Origin of the sequence: Streptomyces sp. NPDC087428, from assembly GCF_044744085.1 — a bacterium.
Taxonomy (GTDB): Bacteria; Actinomycetota; Actinomycetes; order Streptomycetales; family Streptomycetaceae; genus Streptomyces.
The window spans coordinates 224,554-244,126 of record NZ_JBIUXR010000003.1 but is presented as its reverse complement, the minus strand read 5'-3'; the positions used below and the strand labels follow the sequence as shown (position 1 = coordinate 244,126).

Below are 19,573 nucleotides of genomic sequence, written 5' to 3'. Positions count from 1 at the left end.
GTGAGGATCTTCGGGAAGGTACGGCATCGGCCCTCCGCCTCTTGGCGGCAGGCCACGGACCGCGCGTTCACGCTGATCGGCGACGGCCGGTACGAGGACGCGGGCGCATTGCTGACGCGTGCGGCGGACCTGGAGCCCTGGCTCTCCGAGTCATGGTTCAACCTGGCGCTGCTGCACAAGTTCCGGCACGACTGGGAGCAGGCGCGGGCCGCCGGCCTGCGGGCCGTCGCGCTGCTCGACAAGGAGTCCGGCGCTCCCGACTGGTGGAACGTCGGGATCGCCGCCACCGCGTTGCAGGACTGGCCGCTGGCGCGCCGGGCCTGGCAGGCGTACGGGCTGAAGGTGCCCGGCGGCGGGCAGCAGACCCCGGCCTCCAACAGCGAGCCGGTCGGCATGGAGCTGGGCAGCGCGGCCGTACGGCTGTCGCCCGAGGGCGAGGCCGAGGTCGTGTGGGGCCGCAGGCTGGACCCGGCGCGGATGGAAGTGCTGTCGATCCCGCTGCCGTCCTCCGGGCGGCGCTGGGGCGAGGTCGTGCTGCACGACGGGGTGCCGAACGGCGAGCGGATCACCGCGGCCGGGCCCTCGTACCCCGTCTTCGACGAGATCGAGCTGTGGGCGCCGTCGCCCGTGCCGACCTGGGTGGTGCTGCTCGAAGCCGCCACGGAGGCGGACCGGGACGCCCTGGAGCAGCTGGCGTCCGACGCCGGTTTCGCCGCGGAGGACTGGTCCTCGTCGGTGCGGCTGCTGTGCCGTGCCTGCTCGGAGAGCCGGATGGAGAGCGACGAGGGCGACGGCGAGCACCTCGACCCGCACGACCACAGTGAGCCGGGACACCCCGGCCCGCTGGGGCACCGCACCGCGGGTGAGCTGTGGGTACCGGAGCGTGAGTGCGGGCTGGCGGCGCCCGCCGGGCTGGTGCGCGGCCTGCTGGACGGCTGGGTGGCGGACAGTCCGGACAGCCGTGAGTGGCGGGATCTCGAAGAAGTCTGCTGACCTGTGCCCGTAGGCTGTACGCGCACCGATTCCGGTGCTCGGGCGCCCGGGTTCTCGCGAGCGGCGGACCCCGGGTTTCACGTTGTGAGGAAGGCGTACGGCGGACATGGCGCAGCAGGAGACGGACGAGCAGATCAGCGTCGACGACGAGGGTTTCCTCGTCGACACCGAGGACTGTGAGGCGCGTGAGGCGGCATACCGCGAGCGCGGCACCTCGCACCCGATCACGGTCGTGGGCAACCCCGTCCTGCACAAGGAGTGCAAGGACGTCACGGCGTTCGACGACAAGCTGGCCACGCTGATCGACGACATGTTCGCCAGCCAGCGGACGGCGGAGGGCGTGGGCCTGGCCGCCAACCAGATCGGGGTGGACCTCAAGGTCTTCGTCTACGACTGCCCGGACGACGACGGGGTGCGGCACACCGGTGTCATCTGCAACCCGGTGCTCGACGAGCTGCCGCCCGAGGAGCGCGTCCTGGACGACGCGAACGAGGGCTGCCTCTCGGTCCCGACGGCGTACGCCTCGCTGGCCCGCCCGGACTACGCGGTGGTGCGCGGACAGGACGCGCAGGGCAACCCCGTCAAGGTGCGGGGCAACGGCTACTTCGCCCGCTGCCTCCAGCACGAGACGGACCACCTGTACGGCTACCTGTACATCGACCGGCTCTCCAAGCGCGACCGCAAGGACGCGCTCCGGCAGATGGAGGAGAACACCCCGCGCTACGAGATCGTGCCCAACGCCTGATCCGGCGGAACGCGTGGCTGCGCGGGGGCCCTGCACCGGTATGCCGGGCAGGGCCCCCGCCGCTTCTCCCGGACGTCAACCACCCTTCTCCTGTGCATAGTTGACGCGCGTCGACTCGTCCGACAGTCTCTCTTCCCACACCTTCGTCGTGGTAGGGAGCCCCCCATGCTCAGACGTTCCGCAAGACTTCTGCTCGGCCTTGTCATGACCATGGCTTTCGCCTTGGGCGGGGCCGTCGTCACGGCCGGCACCGCACAGGCCGACGGCTGCTACACCTGGACCCGCACCCTGTCCTCCGGCGCCACCGGCAACGATGTCGTCCAGCTCCAGATCAGGGTCGCCGGATACCCCGGATACAACTCCGTACTCGCCGTCGACGGCTCCTACGGACCGGCCACCACGGCCGCCGTCAAGCGCTTCCAGGCCGCCTACGGACTGGCCGCCGACGGAGTCGCCGGCCCCGCCACCCAGGCCAAGCTCTACGCGCTCCAGGACAACGACTGCACGCCCATCCACTTCACCTACGCCGAGCACAACACCTGCAACAGCACCTGGGCGGGTGGTGCCGTCGCGGCGGGCACCGCGAAAGCCAACGCGCTGAGCACCATGTGGAAGCTGGAGGCGCTGCGCCACGCGCTCGGTGACCACCCCATCCGGATCAACAGCGGCTTCCGCTCCACGCCCTGCAACAGCGCGGTCGGCGGCGCGGCAGGCAGCCGCCATCTGTACGGCGACGCGGCGGACCTGGGCGGACTGCCCCTGTGCACCATCGCCCAGCAGGCCCGCAACCACGGGTTCAACGGGATCCTCGGTCCGGGCTACCCGGACCACGGTGACCACATCCACGTGAACCAGGGGCCGAGCCACTTCTGGTCGGCGCCGAACTGCGGTATCTGACCTCCGGCACACCTGTGGGGCCCGCCGGACCGGCGGGCCCCACAGCCGTGCGTCAGGCGGACCTCGCCGTCAGGCGCGTCCCGCCCGTCGTCTGCACCGCGGCGCCGTCCGCGGCCCGCTCCGTCAGCCGCAGCTGCGAGACGGCGTTGCGCAGCACCAGCGCACCGGCCCCGGCGTCCAGCTGCCAGCGCTGGGTCCGCGCGCCCGCCGCGCAGGTGCCGAGCGACAGCTCGGCCCCCACCTCCAGCGGGGCGCCCAGGTACTTCCTCCCGCGCACCACGTCCAGGCACTGGCCGCCCGATGCCGAGCGGACCGTGTAGTACCCGTCGTCGGTCGCCGTCAGCGTCCACCCGTCCGTCGCGCCCCGGGTCAGGGACACCCCGGAGTCCGCGCCGGGCGCGAGCGCCTTCGCGCCGGCGACAAGCCGGTAGGTACCGTCGGCGAGCGGGGTCCGGTCGGTGTTCTCCCAGCCGGGCGCGTGACCGATCCGCCGGGCCAGGGCCTCGAAACCGGCGTACGTCTCACTGGGCTTCGGCCCGCCCCAGGTGGCCTGCGCGATGAAGCGCAGCGGCATGAACACCTTCGCCTCGACCTCGTTCTCGGTCTCGGCCGCCGCGCTGTCCGGCCAGAGGCTGATTTTCGCACCGGTCAGGTTCGCCGCCGTGGCGGGCAGCGTCTGGCCCTCGAAGCGCAGGGGCGTCCAGTCGCTCTCGTACAGCTTCCGCGTGTCCATCGTGAAGCCGCCGCGCACCAGGTAGAGGGAGTACGCGGAGTTCATCACCGGACGGCCCTCGGCCAGCAGCCCGGACGGCTGCTGGATGGCGCCGCCGCCCAGCCAGTGCTCGACGGCGATGTCGCGGTCCAGCGGCACGATGCCGTTGTGGCCGACCAGCCCGTCGTTCCAGATCCGCAGCGACCGGCCGCCGGCCTTCACGTGCTCGTTGACCTGGTTGATGAAGTCGACGAAGAGATCGTCCGGGGTGGCCGAGGCGCCGAACCTCGCGGTCGCGGCGGTCTGCAGCTGCGGGTAGTCCGGATACGAGGAGCCGATCATGTACTCGTCGGCGCCCATGTGCCAGGTGGGGGTGTCCCACACCTTCAGGGCCTCGTCCACCAGGGACGTGTAGTACGCCAGCGCCTCGGGCCGCGAGATGTCCAGCCGGGGCGGCGAGGCGACGCCGTCCTTGTCCTTGAGCTGGAGCTCCGGGTGGTTCTCCAGGTAGGTGTCCATGTGGCCGGGGGAGTTGATCTCCGGCACCAGGTCGATGTGGTACTTCTTCGCCATCGCGACCAGGGTGCGGATCTGCGGCTTGGTGTAGTAGCCCCAGAACGCCGACTCCGGGTCGGTGTCGCTCCTGACCTTCGCCTCGATCCAGAGCTGGTTGAGCTTCTGGGAGGCCATGTCCTTCATCAGCCGCTCGAACCACGGCAGCGAGACGTTGATGTAGCAGGCGCAGACCCCGACGCCGCGCTCGCGGTACGCGGGCACGTCGGTCGCCGAACCCCGTGCCGCACGGCCGTCGTCGTTCAGCAGCTGGAGCACGGTGCGCGAGCCGTAGAACACGCCCGTGGAGGTCGCGGCTGTGACCGTGACCCGGTCGCCGACTTCGAGCCGGTAGCCCTCGGCGCCCAACGCGCCCTTCAGGGAGGCGTCCTGGCGCAGCACGATGTCCCCGGGCCGGGCGGTGGACCGGCCCCGCGACACCGCGGGGTGCCCGGTCAGCTCGCCCGCGAACCTCTTCGCGTCGGCGGCGGTGCGCTGCTCCCGCACCCCGTCGAGCACGATCCTGGCCCGGTCGGTGAGGGTGAACTCCCCCTCCCCGGGCTGCCACTGCCGCAGCGAGGGCAGCACCTCGGGCGGGGGCGCCGCCGCGGGTGCGTCCACGGCCGAGGCGCTCTGCCAGGGCAGCAGAGTGGCGGCGAGCGCGGCCACCACGGCCCCGATGGTCCTTCGTCCTGCCGTCCGGATGTCCATCGTCAGAGCCTGGCCCGCCCGCCGGGGCCCGGTCCATGGACCCGTGAGGGAAAGGCTTGGACGAATGATCGGATGTCGACGCGGCCGGTATCAGGCGACTTCGGTCAGCTCCGACGGCCCGCGGAAGGTCCTGCGGTACGCGTTCGGCGTCGTGCCCAAGGAGCGTACGAACTGGTGGCGCAGGGCTGCGGCGTTGCCGAAGCCCGCCAGCCCTGCGATCGTGTCCATCGTTTCATCCGATGTCTCCAGGAGATGCTGGGCCAGCAGCACCCGCTGACGCAGCAGCCAGCGGTACGGCGTGGTGCCCGTCTCCTGCTGGAAGCGGCGGGCGAAGGTGCGCGGCGACATGTGCGCCTGGGCGGCGAGCTGCTCGACGGTCATCTCCTCGTTCAGATGCCGCTCCATCCAGACGAGGGTGTCACCGACCGTGTCGCAGCGGCCCCGGGGCAGGGGCCGCTGGATGTACTGCGCCTGCCCGCCGTCGCGGTGCGGCGGCACGACCATGCGGCGGGCGATGGTGTTGGCGGTGGCGGGCCCGTATGCCTGGCGGACCAGGTGCAGACAGGCGTCGATGCCCGCGGCCGTGCCCGCGGAGGTGATGACGGAGCCCTCGTCCACGTACAGCACGTCCGGTTCGACGACGGCCCGCGGGAAGCGGCGGGCCAACGCGTCGGAGTGGCGCCAGTGCGTGGTGCAGCGGCGGCCGTCCAGCAGTCCGGCCGCCCCCAGCACGAACGCCCCCGAGCAGACACTCAGTACCCGGGCGCCGCGGTCCACAGCCCGGCGCAGCGCGTCCAGGGCCTCCTGCGGGTACTCCCGGTCCGCGGCCTGGCCGCTGGCCGGCACGGCGATGAGGTCGGCCTCCTCCAGGCGGTCGAGGCCGTACGGGGTGCTGATGCTGAACCCCGCGTGGGTGCTGAGCACCGGGCCCTCGGCGGAGACCACGGCGAAATCATGCACCGGCAGCCCCTCTTCGCTGCGGTCGAGCCCGAACACCTCGCAGAGCACACCGAGTTCGAAGGGGTGGACCTCACCGAGCAGCAGGACCGCGACATTCTTCAGCATGACCCCAGTGTGGCAGTAATTCGATGCTCTATGACAGTCCTGCCACTGCCGGATTCCGCTCGCACGGACGAGAGTAGGGGCATGAACACATTCCAGAACGTCCTGGGCATATCAGCTGTTATCGCTCTCGTCCTGCTCCCGGCGCTGATCGGGATCGCCCGCGAACTCCGCATCGACCGCGCGCTCCGGGAGGCGGAACGGAGCCGGAGAACCGCACCACCGGAAACGGCGGACGCCGCGCGGCCGGTGAAGACCGCACGGCGTCCGTACGTCAGGAGCTGGGCGAGGGTCTGAAGGGCTTGGAGGGCCCAAGCCTTTCGTTTGGATCAGGCTGGGCTCGCGTGCTCTGGTGCCGCGCCTCGCGGCGTTGCCGTCAATCAACAACTGCCCCGTAGCCCTATAGGCATGGGGGGACCCCCTTCGCGTTGCCTCAATCCTCCGCCTTGCGATGCACGGCACCAGACCCCGCTCCCTGATTCAGCCTGATCCAAACGAAAAGCCCTACCTCCCGTCCTCGTCCCGGTACTCGGGGAGCAGATGAGGATGCTGATGGGCGAGGCTGTGGGTGATGGCTTCATCGGTGGGGTCGGTGACGCCCCAGCTGTGTGCGGAGGGGTGTGCGGCGAAGAGTTCGCAGGCTTCGTTGAAGGGATCGCGCGCGGAACACCAGGGGAGCGGCGTGAGCCGGGCGTGCCCTGCGCCCTTCCATCGGACCCAGACGGCACTTCCGGGCCGCCCGCCCTCGTCCCAGAGCATGGTGGCGTGCTGGTCGTCGTGGTCCTCGCCGAGTTCACAGAGGATGTATCCGGCTTCGGGGCGGTGTCCGGGGACGGACAGGGCGACGACGTTGTCCGGGGGTGGGAGGAGGGCGACGGCGGTGCACTGGTTCATGGCTGGGGGCCTCCTCGTAGATCGTCTGTGGTGCCGTCGGGCACGAGGGCGAGCCGCCGGTTGCGTACGGTGACGCCACCGAGCGAGGCGAACCGCTGCCTGTCCGACACGGTGACCTCGGCGGCGTAACCCAGGCGGTTCATGAGGCACGCTCGTGGTCGCCGGAGTCGATGAGCAGGTCCCGGAGCCGGTCGGCCGCCGCCTCGATCTCCTCCAGCACGTCGGTGTGGGCGGCGAGGCGTTCGCCGAGGGCCGCGTCCAACTCCGCGAAGAACAGGGCCCGATAGGCGGGGTCGGATTCGATGCGTACGAGTTCGTCGAAGGGCCTGGCGGGGTGGTGCGAACGCCGGGTGAGTGCCCAGGTGAGCTGGGGGAGCCGGAGCCGTAGGTGAATCTCGGCGGCTCCGAGGAGAAGGACCAGCCGAGCCCGCAACCGTACGACGGGGTTCACAGAACCTCCCCCCGGCTGCGGGCGTTGGCCCGCGCGGCACGGGCGCGGAGCTGCTCTATGGGGAGCGCGGGCCGTACGTAACGGGGCTCGGCCTCCCACTCGGTGCCGCCGGCCATCGGCCGCAGCGACCAGTAGAAGCCGGCGACCCCTCGGAACTCGCCGACGCGGTTGTTGCGGCTGGTGTCGACCAGGAGGGTTCCAGGGACGGGGAGGTCAGGGGGTTCCTGGATATGCGGACGTAAGTTCTCGCCGTGCATCGATCGCTCCTCGTGCCGTCGCAGTGTTTGCCGGGCGACAGATGGAGTCGCTCAGCGCGGGGCCGAATCTCGTGACATCTCTAGAGAACTAGAGGTCTCTAGAGATGTCAAACGATCGGCTTGCATTCGTGTAGTTCTGCTGTTCGCATCTGGGTAGGTGGTGCGTGAGTCGACTCATGCACCACTTGCAAACGCCCAGGTAGGCCAGCTGACCGGCGCACGGGGTCGTGCCCGGATGTCGCGTGAGTGACTGGCGGGCCTAAGCTGTCCGGAAAGGAGAGGAACCCGTTGATGGCCACCGACGCCGGCCGCCGTGAGCCCAAGTACCAGCGGATCGCGAACGCCTTGAAGGCGGAGATTCGGTCTGGAGCATTGGGGACGGGGAGCCGTCTCCCAGGCGAGAACGACCTCATGGCGCATTACGGCGTAGCGCGCATGACGGTTCGGCAGGCGCTGAGCGTGCTCCAGAGCGAAGGGCTGACGGAAGCCCGGAAAGGCGTGGGCGTTTTCGTTCGGGCCTTCCAGCCATTGAGGCGGAGTGGGATTCAGCGGTTGGCGAGCGAGCAGTGGGGGTCTGGACGCTCTGTCTGGGAAGCGGACCTTCAGGGGCGGGACCTGGCGGTGGATCAGGTGGAAGTACGTGAGGGGATCGCCTCGGAGAATGCAGCGCGGGTGCTCGGCCTTGAGGTGGGCGAGAAGGTCTGCATCAGGAGCCGCCGGTTCGTCCTGGACGGTAAGCCGGTACTGCTGTCGACCTCGTACCTCCCCGCATCCCTGGTCGCGGGCTCAGCCATCACCCAGCCGGACACGGGCCAGGGAGGCATCTACGCGCGACTGGCCGAACTGGGCCACGCCCCGGTCCACTTCCGGGAGGAGATCCGCTCTCGGATGCCTCTGCCGGAGGAGGCGTCGCAGCTGAGCCTTCCGGCGGGTACGCCCGTCATGCTCATCTGCCGGACCGCGTTCGCGGAGGAGGGCCGCCGCCCCGTGGAGGTCAACGAGATGGTCCTGGACGCGGCGGCTTACGTCCTGGAGTACGACTTCGACGCGTGACAGGTCCAGTTTCGAGAACCGCCCCACCTTGCGTGCATTATGAGGCGTTCTGCTGTCGACCTCGTAGGGGCCGAATCCCCCGGTGGGTCATGTCCTCGTACAGCACCAACGGCGGCGACTGCGTCGCGGTGGCCGCCAACCTCGTCGCCTGCCGAGGCATTGCCCCGGTCCGTGACTCCAAGTGCGTGGATGGCCTGGTGGCCGACGTCCGTACGGCCGCGTGCTCTGCGTTCGTCGCCGGCGTGCGGGCCGGAACGTTCGACGCCGCCTGACTCAAGGCCACAGCGCCGCCCCACCATGCCGGACGCACAGTGGAGCGGCGCTGCCGTAAGAGCGGGATCTAGAACTCGTCGTCGAAGCCGACCGTGCCCTCGACCGCCACCTGGTACGCGGAGGGGCGGCGCTCGAAGAAGTTCGTCAGCTCCTGGACGCCCTGGAGCTCCATGAACGAGAACGGGTTCTGCGAGCCGTACACCGCGGGGAAGCCCAGCCGGGCGAGCCGCTGGTCGGCGACGCACTCCAGGTACTCGCGCATGGACTCGGTGTTCATGCCCGGCAGCCCCTCGCCGCACAGGTCGCGGCCGAACTGGAGCTCCGCCTCGACGGCCTCCTTCAGCATGTCGGTGACCTGCTGCTGGAGGGCGTCGTCGAAGAGCTCCGGCTCCTCCTTGCGGACGGTGTCCACGACCTCGAACGCGAAGCTCATGTGCATGGTCTCGTCACGGAAGACCCAGTTCGTCCCCGTGGCGAGACCGTGCAGCAGGCCGCGCGAGCGGAACCAGTAGACGTACGCGAACGCGCCGTAGAAGAACAGCCCCTCGATGCACGCCGCGAAGCAGATCAGGTTCAGCAGGAAGCGGCGCCGGTCGGCCTGCGTCTCCAGCTGGTCCATCTTCTCGACGGAGTCCATCCACTTGAAGCAGAACTGCGCCTTCTCACGGATCGAGGGGATCTCCTCGACCGCGTCGAACGCGGCCGCCCGGTCGTCCGGATCGGGCAGATAGGTGTCGAGCAGCGTCAGATAGAACTGGACGTGCACGGCCTCCTCGAAGAGCTGCCGCGACAGGTACAGCCGCGCCTCGGGGGAGTTGATGTGCTTGTACAGCGTCAGCACGAGGTTGTTGGAGACGATCGAGTCACCGGTCGCGAAGAACGCGACGAGCCGCCCGATCATGTGCTGCTCGCCCGGCGACAGCTTGGCGAGGTCGGAGACGTCGGAGTGGAGGTCGACCTCCTCCACCGTCCAGGTGTTCTTGATCGCGTCCCGGTAGCGCTCGTAGAAGTCCGGGTAGCGCATGGGCCGCAGGGTCAGTTCGAAGCCCGGGTCGAGCAGGTTCTTGTTCTCGGATGTGCTCATTACTGGCAGGCCTCGCAGGACTCGGGGTTTTCGAGGGAGCAGGCGAGCGCGTCGGCGTCGGGCGCGGCCGCCTGCTGTACGGGAATGGGGGCGGCGGCAGCGGCCTGGCCGGACGCGGCCCGCGCGATCCGCGTCGCCGGGCGCGAGCGCAGGTAGTACGTCGTCTTCAGCCCCTGCTTCCAGGCGTACGCGTACATCGAGGAGAGCTTGCCGATCGTCGGCGTCTCCAGGAACAGGTTCAGCGACTGGCTCTGGTCGAGGAACGGCGTACGGGCCGCCGCCATGTCGATCAGTCCGCGCTGCGGGATCTCCCACGCCGTGCGGTACAGCGCCCGTACGTCCTCGGGGATCCACGCGAAGCCCTGCACCGAGCCGCTCGCCTCGCGCAGCGCCTCACGGGTCCGCGCGTCCCACACGCCGAGCCTCTTCAGCTCGTCCACCAGGTACGCGTTGACCTGGAGGAACTCCCCGCTGAGCGTCTCGCGCTTGAAGAGGTTGGAGACCTGCGGCTCGATGCACTCGTACACGCCCGCGATGGAGGCGATCGTCGCCGTCGGCGCGATGGCGAGCAGCAGCGAGTTGCGCATCCCGCTCTTCGCGACCCGGGCGCGCAGCGCGTCCCAGCGCTCCGGCCAGTTCAGCTCGGTGTCGTAGTGGTCCGGGTGCAGCACCCCGCGGGCGGCCCGCGTCTCGGACCAGGCGGGCAGCGGGCCCGAGCGCTCGGCGAGCGCGCAGGAGGCCTCGTACGCGGCGAGCATGATCCGCTCGGAGATCTTCGTCGACAGGGCCCGTGCCTCGGGGGAGTCGAACGGCAGGCGCAGCTGGAAGAAGACGTCCTGGAGACCCATCGCGCCCAGGCCCACCGGCCGCCAGCGGGCGTTGGAGCGGCCCGCCTGCTCGGTCGGGTAGAAGTTGATGTCGACGACCCGGTCGAGGAAGGTCACCGCGGTACGGACGGTGGCGTCCAGGCGTTCCCAGTCGATGGTGCCGTCGGCGACGAACGCGCCGAGGTTGACCGAACCCAGGTTGCAGACGGCCGTCTCGCCGTCGTCGGTGACTTCGAGGATCTCCGTGCACAGGTTCGACGAGTGCACGACGCGGCCGGGCTCGGCGGTCTGGTTCGCGGTCCGGTTGGAGGCGTCCTTGAACGTCATCCAGCCCTGGCCGGTCTGTGCGAGCGTCCGCATCATCCGGCCGTACAGCTCACGGGCCGGCATCGTCTTGCGGGCCAGGCCCTTGGCCTCGGCCGCCCGGTACGCGGCGTCGAACGCGTCGCCCCACAGGTCGACCAGCTCGGGCACGTCGGCCGGGGAGAACAGCGACCAGGTGCCGTCCGTGTCGACCCGGCGCATGAACTCGTCCGGGATCCAGTGCGCCAGGTTGAGGTTGTGCGTGCGCCGCTGGTCCTCACCCGTGTTGTCGCGCAGCTCCAGGAACTCCTCGATGTCCGCGTGCCAGGTCTCCAGGTAGACCGCGGCGGCGCCCTTGCGCCGGCCGCCCTGGTTCACCGCGGCGACGGACGCGTCGAGCGTCTTGAGGAACGGGACGATGCCGTTGGAGTGCCCGTTGGTGCCCCGGATCAGTGAACCGCGGGCGCGGATGCGGGAGTACGAGAGGCCGATGCCGCCCGCGTGCTTGGACAGCCGCGCCACCTGGTGGTAGCGGTCGTAGATCGAGTCCAGCTCGTCCAGCGGCGAGTCCAGCAGGTAGCAGGAGGACATCTGCGGGTGCCGGGTGCCGGAGTTGAAGAGCGTGGGGGAGGAGGGCAGGTAGTCCAGCCGGCTCATCAGCCGGTAGAGCGCGGCGACCTCGTCCAGGGCGCGCTCGGAGTTGTCCTCGGCGAGCCCGGCGGCGACCCGGAGCATGAAGTGCTGCGGGGTCTCGACGACCTGGCGGGTCAGCGGGTGGCGCAGCAGGTAGCGGCTGTGCAGGGTGCGCAGCCCGAAGTAGCCGAAGCGGTCGTCGGCGCCGTCGGCGAGGGCCTGTCCCACCAGTGCGTCGAGGGCGGCCGCGTGGAGCGTCACGAACTCGGCGGTGCGGTCCGCGATCAGGCCCTCGCGGTGCCCGACGGCGACCGACGCGGAGAAGGCCGTCGCGCCCTGTCCGGCCGCCTCGTCCGCGATCGAGCGGGTGAGGAGGCGGGCGGCGAGCCGGGAGTAGGCGGGGTCCTCCGAGATCAGGCCCGCGGCGGCCTCGGTGGCCAGCGAGCGCAGCTCGGCCTCGTCCGACCGGGCGTTGCGGCCGCGCAGTGCGGCGCCGGCGACGCGTCCGGGGTCGGTGTCGGGCAGATCCGCGGTCAGGTCGGTGAGGGTGCGCAGCAACGCGGTTCCCGGTCCGTCCTTCGCGGGTGCCGCGGACCGGTCCGTCCCGGACTCGACTGCTTCGGACTCGGCCGCTGAAACCGGATCGGCTGGCGCGATGGTCACGTGGTGCTCTCCCTCGCTCGGCTCTGGGCCGGCGGGGGAACGGGGGCAGCCGGGCGGAGCCGGGCCCTGGGGCAGTACTCCGTGCGGCGTCCACCGGCCCATCCACGAGGCCCGGACATCTGGGCATCCGGATCGGTCGAGCCGGATGCGCTGTCGGCAGGTCCTCGGACTCACGGGTGCGCAAAAGCGCACCGAACATACCGTTGCGGGACAGTTCCGGATTCGCACCGGATTTCCCTGCGGCGACAGCGAGCACGAGCATACATGTGGGGGCAGCCCGATGCGGCAGCCCCCACATGTTGTGTCGCGCGACTCAACGGCGCGACGTCATGACGTCGGCAGGAGGTCCAGGCGGTAGGTCAGCAGCGAGAGCCCCTCGATGGGATACCAGTCCCTTTCCGGGGTCCGTACGAAGCCGAGGCGCCCGTAGATCCTATGGGCTCCGCGCATGCCCGGCTGCGTCGACAGCGCGATCCCCGTGACCCCCGCGGTGGCCCGTGCGCGCTCGATACAGGCCCGGACGAGCGCCTCGCCCGCCCCGGCCCCACGGGCCTCGCGGGAGACCGCGAGCATCCGGAACTCGGCCTCGTCGGCGGCCGCGATGTCCGCCCACCGGTTCCCCGGCGGTGCGTACGTCACGCCGCCGAGCACCCGCCCCGATGCGTCCGCCGCGACGAGCACCTCGGCCTCCGCGGCCCGCCGGGCGACGTCCCGCAGCTGCACCAGATAGGGGTCGTCGGCGCCGAAGTCCAGCAGCCCGTCCCCGAGATAGGCCTCTGCGGTGATTTCGCCGAGGACCGTGTGCTCGGCGGGCCCGACCGGCCTGATGGTGATGTCCATGCCCGGAAGTGTGCCGCACTCCGCGTGCTCGGTCGCGGGAATTCCCGGGCCCCCGCGCCCGGTACGCGAACGGGCCGCCGTACCCCGGTGCGGGGGGTGCGGCGGCCCGTGGCGGGGCGGGTCAGTGACCGCCGGGCGCCCCGGCCGTGGCCGGCGGGAGCTCGGTCTTCACGCCCGGGTCGCCCGCGTCCGCGGTGTAGTCGTCGGGCGAGGTCTCGTCGACCCCGGCAGGCGCCTTCACGGCGTTCAGGACGAAGGTGAGGACGACGGTGACCACGACGTTCAGCACGAACGCCGTCAGGCCGATGTAGCCGATCTCGCCGATGCCCGGGATCTCCTTGGAGGACCCCCCAAAGTGCGCCTGGGTGGGGCTGGCGACTCCGTAGGCGGCGGCGGTCCCGTAGATCATACCGACCGCCCAGCCCGCGAGGAGGGCCCAGCGGTGGAACCACCGGGTGAACAGGCCGCCGACCAGGGCCGGCATCGTCTGGAGGATCCAGATCCCGCCGAGCAGCTGGAAGTTGATCGCGACCGTCTTGTCCATGGTGAGGACGAAGGCGAGCGCGCCGACCTTCACCAGCAGCGACACCAGCTTGGAGACCTTGGTTTCCTGGGCGGGTGTCGCGTCGGGCTTCAGGAAGTCCTTGTAGATGTTCCGGGTGAACAGGTTCGCCGCCGCGATCGACATGATCGCCGCGGGGACCAGCGCGCCGATGCCGATGGCCGCGAACGCCACGCCCGCGAACCAGTCGGGGAACATGTTCTCGAAGAGCTGCGGGATCGCCAGCTGGCCGTTGTCCACCTTGACCCCGGCGGCGATGGCCATGAAGCCGAGGAGTGCGAGCAGGCCCAGCATCAGCGAGTACAGCGGCAGGATCGTGGTGTTGCGGCGGATCACGTTGCGGCTGCGGCTGGAGAGCGTCGCCGTGATCGAGTGCGGGTACATGAAGAGCGCCAGCGCCGAGCCCAGCGCCAGCGTGGCGTAGCCCCACTGGCCGTTCACGCCGGGCGCGAGCGCGCCGGTCGGCTTGCCCCCCGGCGGACCCGCGAACTTCTCCTGCGCGGAGGCGAAGATGTCGTGGAAGCCGCCGAGCTTGATCGGGATGTAGATGATCGCCACGAGGATGACCAGGTAGATCAGCCCGTCCTTGACGAAGGCGATCAGCGCGGGCGCGCGCAGGCCCGAGGAGTACGTGTAGGCGGCGAGCACCGCGAACGCGATCAGCAGCGGCAGGTCCTTGATGAACCAGTGCGTGTTCTCGCCGCCGCCGACGCCCATCACGTCGAGCACCGCCTGGATGCCGACGAGCTGGAGCGCGATGTACGGCATGGTGGCGAGGATGCCGGTGACCGCGACGGCGAGGGAGAGCCCCTTGGAGCCGAAGCGGCCGCGGACGAAGTCCGAGGTGGTGACGTAGCCGTGCTTGTGCGAGACCGACCACAGCCGCGGCAGGAAGGTGAAGATCAGCGGGTACACCAGGATGGTGTAGGGCACCGCGAAGAAGCCGGCCGCGCCCGCCGCGTAGATCGCCGCGGGTACGGCGACGAAGGTGTACGCGGTGTAGAGGTCGCCACCGAGCAGGAACCAGGTGACCCAGGTGCCGAACGACCGTCCGCCCAGGCCCCATTCGTCGAGACTGGCCTCGTTCTCCGCCTTGCGCCAGCGGGCCGCCATGAAGCCGACGACCGTCACGGCCAGGAAGAAGAAGATGAAGACGCCGAGCGCGACGCCGTTCACGCCGTCCTTCATGCCGACGCACCCCCCTTGCGGGCGCGCTGGTCACGCTGCCACAGCTTGTACGCGATCATCGTGAGCGCGGTCGAGATCAGCACCCAGAGCATCTGGTACCAGTAGAAGAACGGGATACCGATGAAGGTCGGGTCGATCTTGGCGTACGAACTCACCCAGAGCATCGCCACGAACGGCGCGATGAGGCAGAGGGCGATGACCACCCGCACGGGTGTGACCGTGGGTGGCCTTCCTCCTGGGTCCGCTGGCTTTCCTTCTGGGTCTGCTGGCATGGCGGCGACTCCGTCCCCTCGCTGATCACCTGTTGTAACGCGCAGGGAAATCTAAGTGAGCGCCCGTGCCAGCGTCACCCCCTGTCCGCATTGCGGTCCGGCAACGGTCTTCCGTCCGGGAGGGGTTCGCCCAAATGGCTCTGGGTGCGCGAGAGTTGGTTCAGACCAATGGCGGTACTGAGGGGTCGGCCGGAGAGCGGAAAGCCCCCGTGGAAGCGCGTCCACGGGGGCTTTCCGGATGCTGTGCCGGGGTGGTGCCCGTTCAGTCCAGCGGACGCTTCAGGCGGGCCACGAACTTGTAGCGGTCGCCGCGGTAGACCGAGCGGACCCACTCGACCGGCTCGCCCTGTTCGTCCAGCGAGTGCCGGGACAGCATCAGCATCGGCAGACCCACGTCCGTACCGAGCAGCCCGGCCTCGCTCGGGGTGGCGAGTGAGGTCTCGATGGTCTCCTCGGCCTCGGCCAGCCGCACGTCGTACACCTCGGCCAGGGCCGTGTAGAGAGAGGTGTACTTCACCAGCGAGCGTCGCAGCGCGGGGAAGCGTTTGGCCGAAAGGTGCGTGGTCTCGATCGCCATCGGCTCACCGCTCGCCAGCCGCAGCCGCTCGATGCGCAGTACGCGTCCGCCGGTCGTGATGTCGAGGAGCCCGGCGAGCGTGTCGTCCGCCGTGACATAGCCGATGTCCAGTAGCTGGGACGTCGGTTCCAGCCCCTGGGCGCGCATGTCCTCGGTGTACGAGGTGAGTTGCAGGGCCTGTGAGACCTTCGGCTTGGCGACGAAGGTGCCCTTGCCCTGGATGCGCTCCAGCCGGCCCTCGACGACCAGTTCCTGGAGCGCCTGGCGCACGGTGGTGCGCGAGGTGTCGAACTCTGCGGCCAGGGTCCGCTCCGGGGGCACGGGGGTGCCCGGCGGCATCGTGTCCGTCATGTCGAGGAGATGTCGCTTCAGCCGGTAGTACTTCGGGACGCGCGCGGTGCGCGTACCCGCGCTCGCGCCCGTCTCGTTCTCCGTACTGCCCCCGTCGGCACCCATGGCCCGCCTTCCCGACTGCTGCGTTGCTGCCGTCACCGGCTCCTCCGTCTGTCGCGGCTCACATGGTGGCACGGTCCCGTCACGGCTCGTCGCCCTCCCTCAGATGTCGGTCCTATAACGGACGCGAGTGCACTTCTTATACACCCTTGACACCCCTAAAGGTCTAGGCCAAGCTCCCGGTACTGGTCTAAACCATTAAAGACCAGGTTCCAGCCCCAGCAGTACTCGTCGACGTGTTTTGCGCGGTGGGCAGGGGTTGCAGCATCCCTGAGGAGGGTGGCGTGAAGCGCAAGCTCATCGCGGCGATCGGCGTCGCGGGCATGTTGGTTTCGATCGCAGCGTGTGGTTCGGACGACGACAAGGCATCGTCGAAGGACCCGAAGGACCGCAACGAATCGCTCACCGTCTGGCTGATGTCGGACGCGCAGAGCACGTGGCCTGAACTGGTGAAGGATGTCAATACCCAGTTCAAGACGAAGTACCCCAACGTCAAGGTCAACGTTCAGTACCAGACCTGGGCCGACAAGGCCAAGAAGCTCGACGCCGCCCTGGCCGGCGACAAGTTCCCCGACGTCGTGGAGCTCGGCAACACCGAGACCATGACGTACATCCTCAACGGGGCACTCGGCGAGATCGACCCGAAGAAGTACGAGAACTCGGACACCTGGATCAAGGGTCTGAAGGACACGTGCGCCTTCGAGGGCAAGCAGTACTGCGTTCCTTACTACGCCGGCGCCCGCGTGGCGATCTACAACAAGGACATGTTCAAGGCCGGCACCGGCAAGGACACCCTCCCCGACACCCAGGACGACCTGACCGCCGCGCTGGACAAGATCGGCAAGAAGTACGGCAAGGACAAGGCGTTCTCGCCGCTGTACCTGCCGGGCCGCTACTGGTACGCCGCGATGTCCTACGTCGCTGCCGAGGGCGGCCAGATCGCCAAGTACGACGAGGGCAAGAAGGAGTGGAAGTCCACTCTGTCGACCCCGGAGTCCCAGAAGGGCATCACGGACTTCGTCGACCTGGTCAAGAAGTACAACCACGGTGACAAGACGAAGGACGAGGCGGACCACGCCAACGTCATGGCCAACGAGAAGACCGCTCTTCTCTACGGCAACGGCTGGGAGGCCGGCAGCGTCGTCGACTCCAAGGCGAACGGCAACCCGAAGCTGACCGACAAGATCGGCACCGCGGGCATGCCCGGCCCGAACGGCAAGGCGCTCCCCTCCTTCATCGGCGGCTCCGACCTCGCCACCATCTCCAAGTCGAAGATCCAGGACCTCGGCGAGGAGTGGATCTCGATGTTCACCTCCGAGAAGTCGGAGGAGGTCCTCGCCTCGAAGAACATCCTTCCGAACAACACCAAGCAGCTTGAGCCCCTGAAGGCCAAGCCGGAGACCGCGGCCATCGCCAACGCCGTGCCGGACGCCTGGTTCACTCCGATCGCCCCGGGCTGGACGGCGATCGAGAAGAAGGAAACCCTCGAGATCATGCTGCTCGACATCATCAAGGGCAAGTCGGTCGAGGAGGCCACCAAGGCGGCCGACGCGGAGATCGACTCGATGATCAACAAGGAGTCCTGAGCTCTCAGGCCTCGAACCGGTGACCGCACGAGTCACCGGTTCACCTGATCGTCTGCGGGGGTGACGGGCCCGAAAGGGACTGTCACCCCCGCCCTCCGGTACCCGGTCCGAAACGGAAGGCAAGCACAATGAGTGCCGCCGACATGAAAGCAGCCGACCCGCCGGTGTCCGTCCCGCGGGCCCCTGAGGGTGCGGATCCTCAGCTCGCGAAGAACGTGAACCGTAAACCGCGGAAGGCCGGCGCTCTGCTGCCGTACCTCCTCATAGCACCGGCGTTCATCGCCATCGCCGCAGTCTTCGTCTGGCCCTTCATCAAGACGGTCATCATGTCCTTCCAGGACGTGGGCCGCCGCGAGCTGTGGTCCGGTTCCGCGGCCCCCTGGGTGGGCTTCGACCAGTTCACCAACATCCTCGGGGACAGCGAGTTCTGGGACGTCGTCTGGCGGACCATCATCTTCATGGTGGTCTGCGTCCTCGTCACCATGGTCGCGGGCCTCGGCCTCGCCATGCTCATGCAGCGGATGTCCACCTGGGTCCGGCTGCTGCTGACCGCCGCGCTGGTCGCCGCCTGGTCGATGCCGCTGCTGGTCGCCACCTCGATCTTCCGCTGGTTCGCCGACTCCGACTACGGCGTCATCAACATGGTGCTGACCAAATACCTGGGGATCGACGCACAGGGCCACAACTGGTTCCTCGACCCCAAGCAGGGCTTCGTCATCATCGGCGCGGTCGTCGTCTGGGGCGCCATCCCCTTCGTCTCCGTCACCCTGTACGCCGCACTGACCCAGGTTCCCAAGGAACTCGAAGAGGCTGCCTCGCTCGACGGCGCCGGCACGACAGGCGTCTTCCGCTACGTGACCTGGCCGGTCATCAAGCCCGTCTTCCAGATGGTCGCCACGCTCTCCGTGCTCTGGGACTTCAACGTCTTCGGCCAGATCTTCCTGATGCGCGGCAACAAGCCGGAACCGGAGTACTCGGTTCTCGGTATCTATTCGTTCGAGAAGGCATTCGAGTCCAACTCGTTCAGCCAGGGCGCCGCCATCTCGCTCATCACGGTCCTGCTGCTGTCCGGAGTCGCCGTGTACTACCTGCGCCAGCTGCTCAAGATCGGAGAGGTCGAGTGAGCGCCTCCACCCCCCAGGTCCTTCGCCAGGACCGCAAGAAGCACCGCATCGGCTACAACATCGCGGGCCTCGTCGCCTTCGTGCTGATGGCCTTCCCGGTCTACTGGCTGGTCATCAGCTCCCTGCGGCCGAACGCCGAGATCCGCAGCTACGACCAGACGCTCTGGCCCACGTCGATCACCTTCGACAACTTCTCCCGCGCCATCAAGCAGCCGAACTTCGGTACGGCCATCGAGTCCAGCCTGATCGTCTGCGGCGTCGCCGTGCTCGGCGGCATGCTGCTCGCCACGATCGCCGCGTTCGCGATCGGCCGCTTCCGGTTCCGCGGCCGCAAGTTCTTCATGATCGTGCTGCTCGTCGTCCAGCTGCTGCCCCCGACGGCGATGCTCATCCCCATCTACATCCAGCTCAACGACCTCGGCGGGCTGAACGAGTACTGGGGCGTCATCGTCATCTACCTCGTCTCCACGCTGCCGTTCGCGACGTGGATGATCCGCGGCTTCGTGATCAACATCCCGCCGGAGCTGGAGGAGTCGGCCATGGTCGACGGCTGCAGCCGGATGGGCGCCTTCTGGCGGATCACCTTCCCGCTGCTGGCCCCGGGCCTCGCCGCCGCGTCGATCTTCTCGCTGATCACCGCCTGGAACGAGTACCTCCTCGCCTACGTTGTCCTCCAGGACAACGACAAGTACACCCTCAACGTGTGGCTGATGAACTTCACGACCTCGCGAGGCATCGACTACGGCGCGCTGATGGCCGCCTCGACCCTGATCGCGATCCCGGTCGTGGCCTTCTTCCTGCTGGTGCAGAAGTACATGGCGACCGGCCTCACTTCCGGTGCCGTGAAGGGATAACGCCACC

21 protein-coding genes and 1 riboswitch are annotated in these 19,573 nt (G+C 68.9%); of the genes, 9 read left to right on the top strand and 12 right to left on the bottom strand.

All coding sequences use genetic code 11. The annotated features are described in order from the left end of the window. From ACIO3R_RS08420 to ACIO3R_RS08410, 3 genes are all read left to right on the top strand, one after another. Positions 1 to 993 (top strand): hypothetical protein, encoded by a 993-nt coding sequence (locus ACIO3R_RS08420; RefSeq protein ID WP_250967742.1) that lies wholly within the window; start codon positions 1 to 3, stop codon positions 991 to 993. A 106-nt stretch (positions 994 to 1,099) separates the two neighbouring features. After that, positions 1,100 to 1,738, top strand: coding sequence for a peptide deformylase (gene def, locus ACIO3R_RS08415; protein ID WP_385025255.1), 639 nt, complete (start codon positions 1,100 to 1,102; stop codon positions 1,736 to 1,738). A 165-nt stretch (positions 1,739 to 1,903) separates the two neighbouring features. Beyond that, on the top strand, positions 1,904 to 2,635 hold the full coding sequence (locus ACIO3R_RS08410) for a D-Ala-D-Ala carboxypeptidase family metallohydrolase (protein WP_385025252.1): 732 nt from the start codon (positions 1,904 to 1,906) through the stop codon (positions 2,633 to 2,635). A 52-nt stretch (positions 2,636 to 2,687) separates the two neighbouring features. On the opposite strand, the gene ACIO3R_RS08405 is transcribed toward ACIO3R_RS08410, so the two are convergent. After that, positions 2,688 to 4,610: a family 20 glycosylhydrolase gene (locus ACIO3R_RS08405; RefSeq protein WP_402104518.1), complete on the bottom strand. Its 1,923-nt coding sequence runs from the start codon at positions 4,608 to 4,610 to the stop codon at positions 2,688 to 2,690. Positions 4,611 to 4,700: 90 nt separating this feature from the next. Next, positions 4,701 to 5,675, bottom strand: coding sequence for a helix-turn-helix domain-containing protein (locus ACIO3R_RS08400; protein ID WP_402104515.1), 975 nt, complete (start codon positions 5,673 to 5,675; stop codon positions 4,701 to 4,703). 81 nt (positions 5,676 to 5,756) lie between these two features. Between ACIO3R_RS08400 and ACIO3R_RS08395 the strand changes: the two genes are divergently transcribed. Further along, entirely contained in the window at positions 5,757 to 5,969 is a 213-nt protein-coding gene (locus ACIO3R_RS08395) for a hypothetical protein (RefSeq protein WP_402104513.1), read from the top strand. Between the two features lie 207 nt (positions 5,970 to 6,176). On the opposite strand, the gene ACIO3R_RS08390 is transcribed toward ACIO3R_RS08395, so the two are convergent. The 4 genes from ACIO3R_RS08390 to ACIO3R_RS08375 are packed head-to-tail and all read right to left on the bottom strand — an operon-like array spanning position 6,177 to position 7,274. After that, the gene (locus tag ACIO3R_RS08390; RefSeq protein ID WP_385025240.1) at positions 6,177 to 6,566 is read right to left on the bottom strand and encodes a hypothetical protein; all 390 of its coding nucleotides are present in this window, start codon (positions 6,564 to 6,566) and stop codon (positions 6,177 to 6,179) included. Next, complete coding sequence (locus tag ACIO3R_RS08385) at positions 6,563 to 6,709, bottom strand: hypothetical protein (RefSeq protein WP_385025430.1); 147 nt, start codon at positions 6,707 to 6,709, stop codon at positions 6,563 to 6,565. The genes ACIO3R_RS08390 and ACIO3R_RS08385 overlap by 4 nt, the downstream gene beginning before the upstream one ends. Further along, positions 6,706 to 7,017 (bottom strand): hypothetical protein, encoded by a 312-nt coding sequence (locus ACIO3R_RS08380; RefSeq protein WP_402104510.1) that lies wholly within the window; start codon positions 7,015 to 7,017, stop codon positions 6,706 to 6,708. The genes ACIO3R_RS08385 and ACIO3R_RS08380 overlap by 4 nt, the downstream gene beginning before the upstream one ends. Further along, the gene (locus ACIO3R_RS08375; RefSeq protein ID WP_385025234.1) at positions 7,014 to 7,274 is read right to left on the bottom strand and encodes a hypothetical protein; all 261 of its coding nucleotides are present in this window, start codon (positions 7,272 to 7,274) and stop codon (positions 7,014 to 7,016) included. The genes ACIO3R_RS08380 and ACIO3R_RS08375 overlap by 4 nt, the downstream gene beginning before the upstream one ends. Before the next feature lie 291 nt (positions 7,275 to 7,565). Between ACIO3R_RS08375 and ACIO3R_RS08370 the strand changes: the two genes are divergently transcribed. Beyond that, positions 7,566 to 8,327, top strand: coding sequence for a GntR family transcriptional regulator (locus tag ACIO3R_RS08370; protein WP_385025231.1), 762 nt, complete (start codon positions 7,566 to 7,568; stop codon positions 8,325 to 8,327). Between the two features lie 89 nt (positions 8,328 to 8,416). Next, the gene (locus ACIO3R_RS08365; RefSeq protein ID WP_385025228.1) at positions 8,417 to 8,599 is read left to right on the top strand and encodes a DUF397 domain-containing protein; all 183 of its coding nucleotides are present in this window, start codon (positions 8,417 to 8,419) and stop codon (positions 8,597 to 8,599) included. 68 nt (positions 8,600 to 8,667) lie between these two features. On the opposite strand, the gene ACIO3R_RS08360 is transcribed toward ACIO3R_RS08365, so the two are convergent. From ACIO3R_RS08360 to ACIO3R_RS08335, 6 genes are all read right to left on the bottom strand, one after another. After that, positions 8,668 to 9,684 (bottom strand): ribonucleotide-diphosphate reductase subunit beta, encoded by a 1,017-nt coding sequence (locus tag ACIO3R_RS08360; protein ID WP_363025798.1) that lies wholly within the window; start codon positions 9,682 to 9,684, stop codon positions 8,668 to 8,670. Further along, positions 9,684 to 12,110, bottom strand: coding sequence for a ribonucleoside-diphosphate reductase subunit alpha (locus tag ACIO3R_RS08355; RefSeq protein WP_402104505.1), 2,427 nt, complete (start codon positions 12,108 to 12,110; stop codon positions 9,684 to 9,686). Before ACIO3R_RS08355 ends, ACIO3R_RS08360 begins: the two co-directional genes overlap by 1 nt. 137 nt (positions 12,111 to 12,247) lie before the next feature. After that, positions 12,248 to 12,385: riboswitch (cobalamin riboswitch) on the bottom strand. 52 nt (positions 12,386 to 12,437) lie between these two features. Then, entirely contained in the window at positions 12,438 to 12,950 is a 513-nt protein-coding gene (locus ACIO3R_RS08350; protein WP_402104502.1) for a GNAT family N-acetyltransferase, read from the bottom strand. A 121-nt stretch (positions 12,951 to 13,071) separates the two neighbouring features. After that, complete coding sequence (gene mctP, locus ACIO3R_RS08345) at positions 13,072 to 14,700, bottom strand: monocarboxylate uptake permease MctP (protein ID WP_402104499.1); 1,629 nt, start codon at positions 14,698 to 14,700, stop codon at positions 13,072 to 13,074. After that, positions 14,697 to 14,903 carry a DUF3311 domain-containing protein gene (locus tag ACIO3R_RS08340; RefSeq protein ID WP_037787228.1) on the bottom strand — a complete coding sequence of 69 codons (207 nt, stop codon included), beginning with the start codon at positions 14,901 to 14,903 and terminating at the stop codon, positions 14,697 to 14,699. The genes mctP and ACIO3R_RS08340 overlap by 4 nt, the downstream gene beginning before the upstream one ends. Before the next feature lie 331 nt (positions 14,904 to 15,234). Then, complete coding sequence (locus ACIO3R_RS08335; RefSeq protein ID WP_123461562.1) at positions 15,235 to 16,005, bottom strand: GntR family transcriptional regulator; 771 nt, start codon at positions 16,003 to 16,005, stop codon at positions 15,235 to 15,237. Positions 16,006 to 16,286: 281 nt separating this feature from the next. On the opposite strand from ACIO3R_RS08335, the gene ACIO3R_RS08330 reads away from it, so the two are divergent. The 3 genes from ACIO3R_RS08330 to ACIO3R_RS08320 all read left to right on the top strand — a co-directional run bounded on the left by ACIO3R_RS08330 (position 16,287) and on the right by ACIO3R_RS08320 (position 19,566). After that, complete coding sequence (locus tag ACIO3R_RS08330; RefSeq protein WP_385025215.1) at positions 16,287 to 17,588, top strand: sugar ABC transporter substrate-binding protein; 1,302 nt, start codon at positions 16,287 to 16,289, stop codon at positions 17,586 to 17,588. 128 nt (positions 17,589 to 17,716) lie between these two features. Next, complete coding sequence (locus tag ACIO3R_RS08325) at positions 17,717 to 18,712, top strand: carbohydrate ABC transporter permease (protein ID WP_385025212.1); 996 nt, start codon at positions 17,717 to 17,719, stop codon at positions 18,710 to 18,712. Continuing rightward, positions 18,709 to 19,566, top strand: a complete 858-nt coding sequence (locus tag ACIO3R_RS08320; RefSeq protein ID WP_363025809.1) for a carbohydrate ABC transporter permease — start codon at positions 18,709 to 18,711, stop codon at positions 19,564 to 19,566. The genes ACIO3R_RS08325 and ACIO3R_RS08320 overlap by 4 nt, the downstream gene beginning before the upstream one ends. The last annotated feature ends 7 nt before the right edge of the window (positions 19,567 to 19,573 follow it).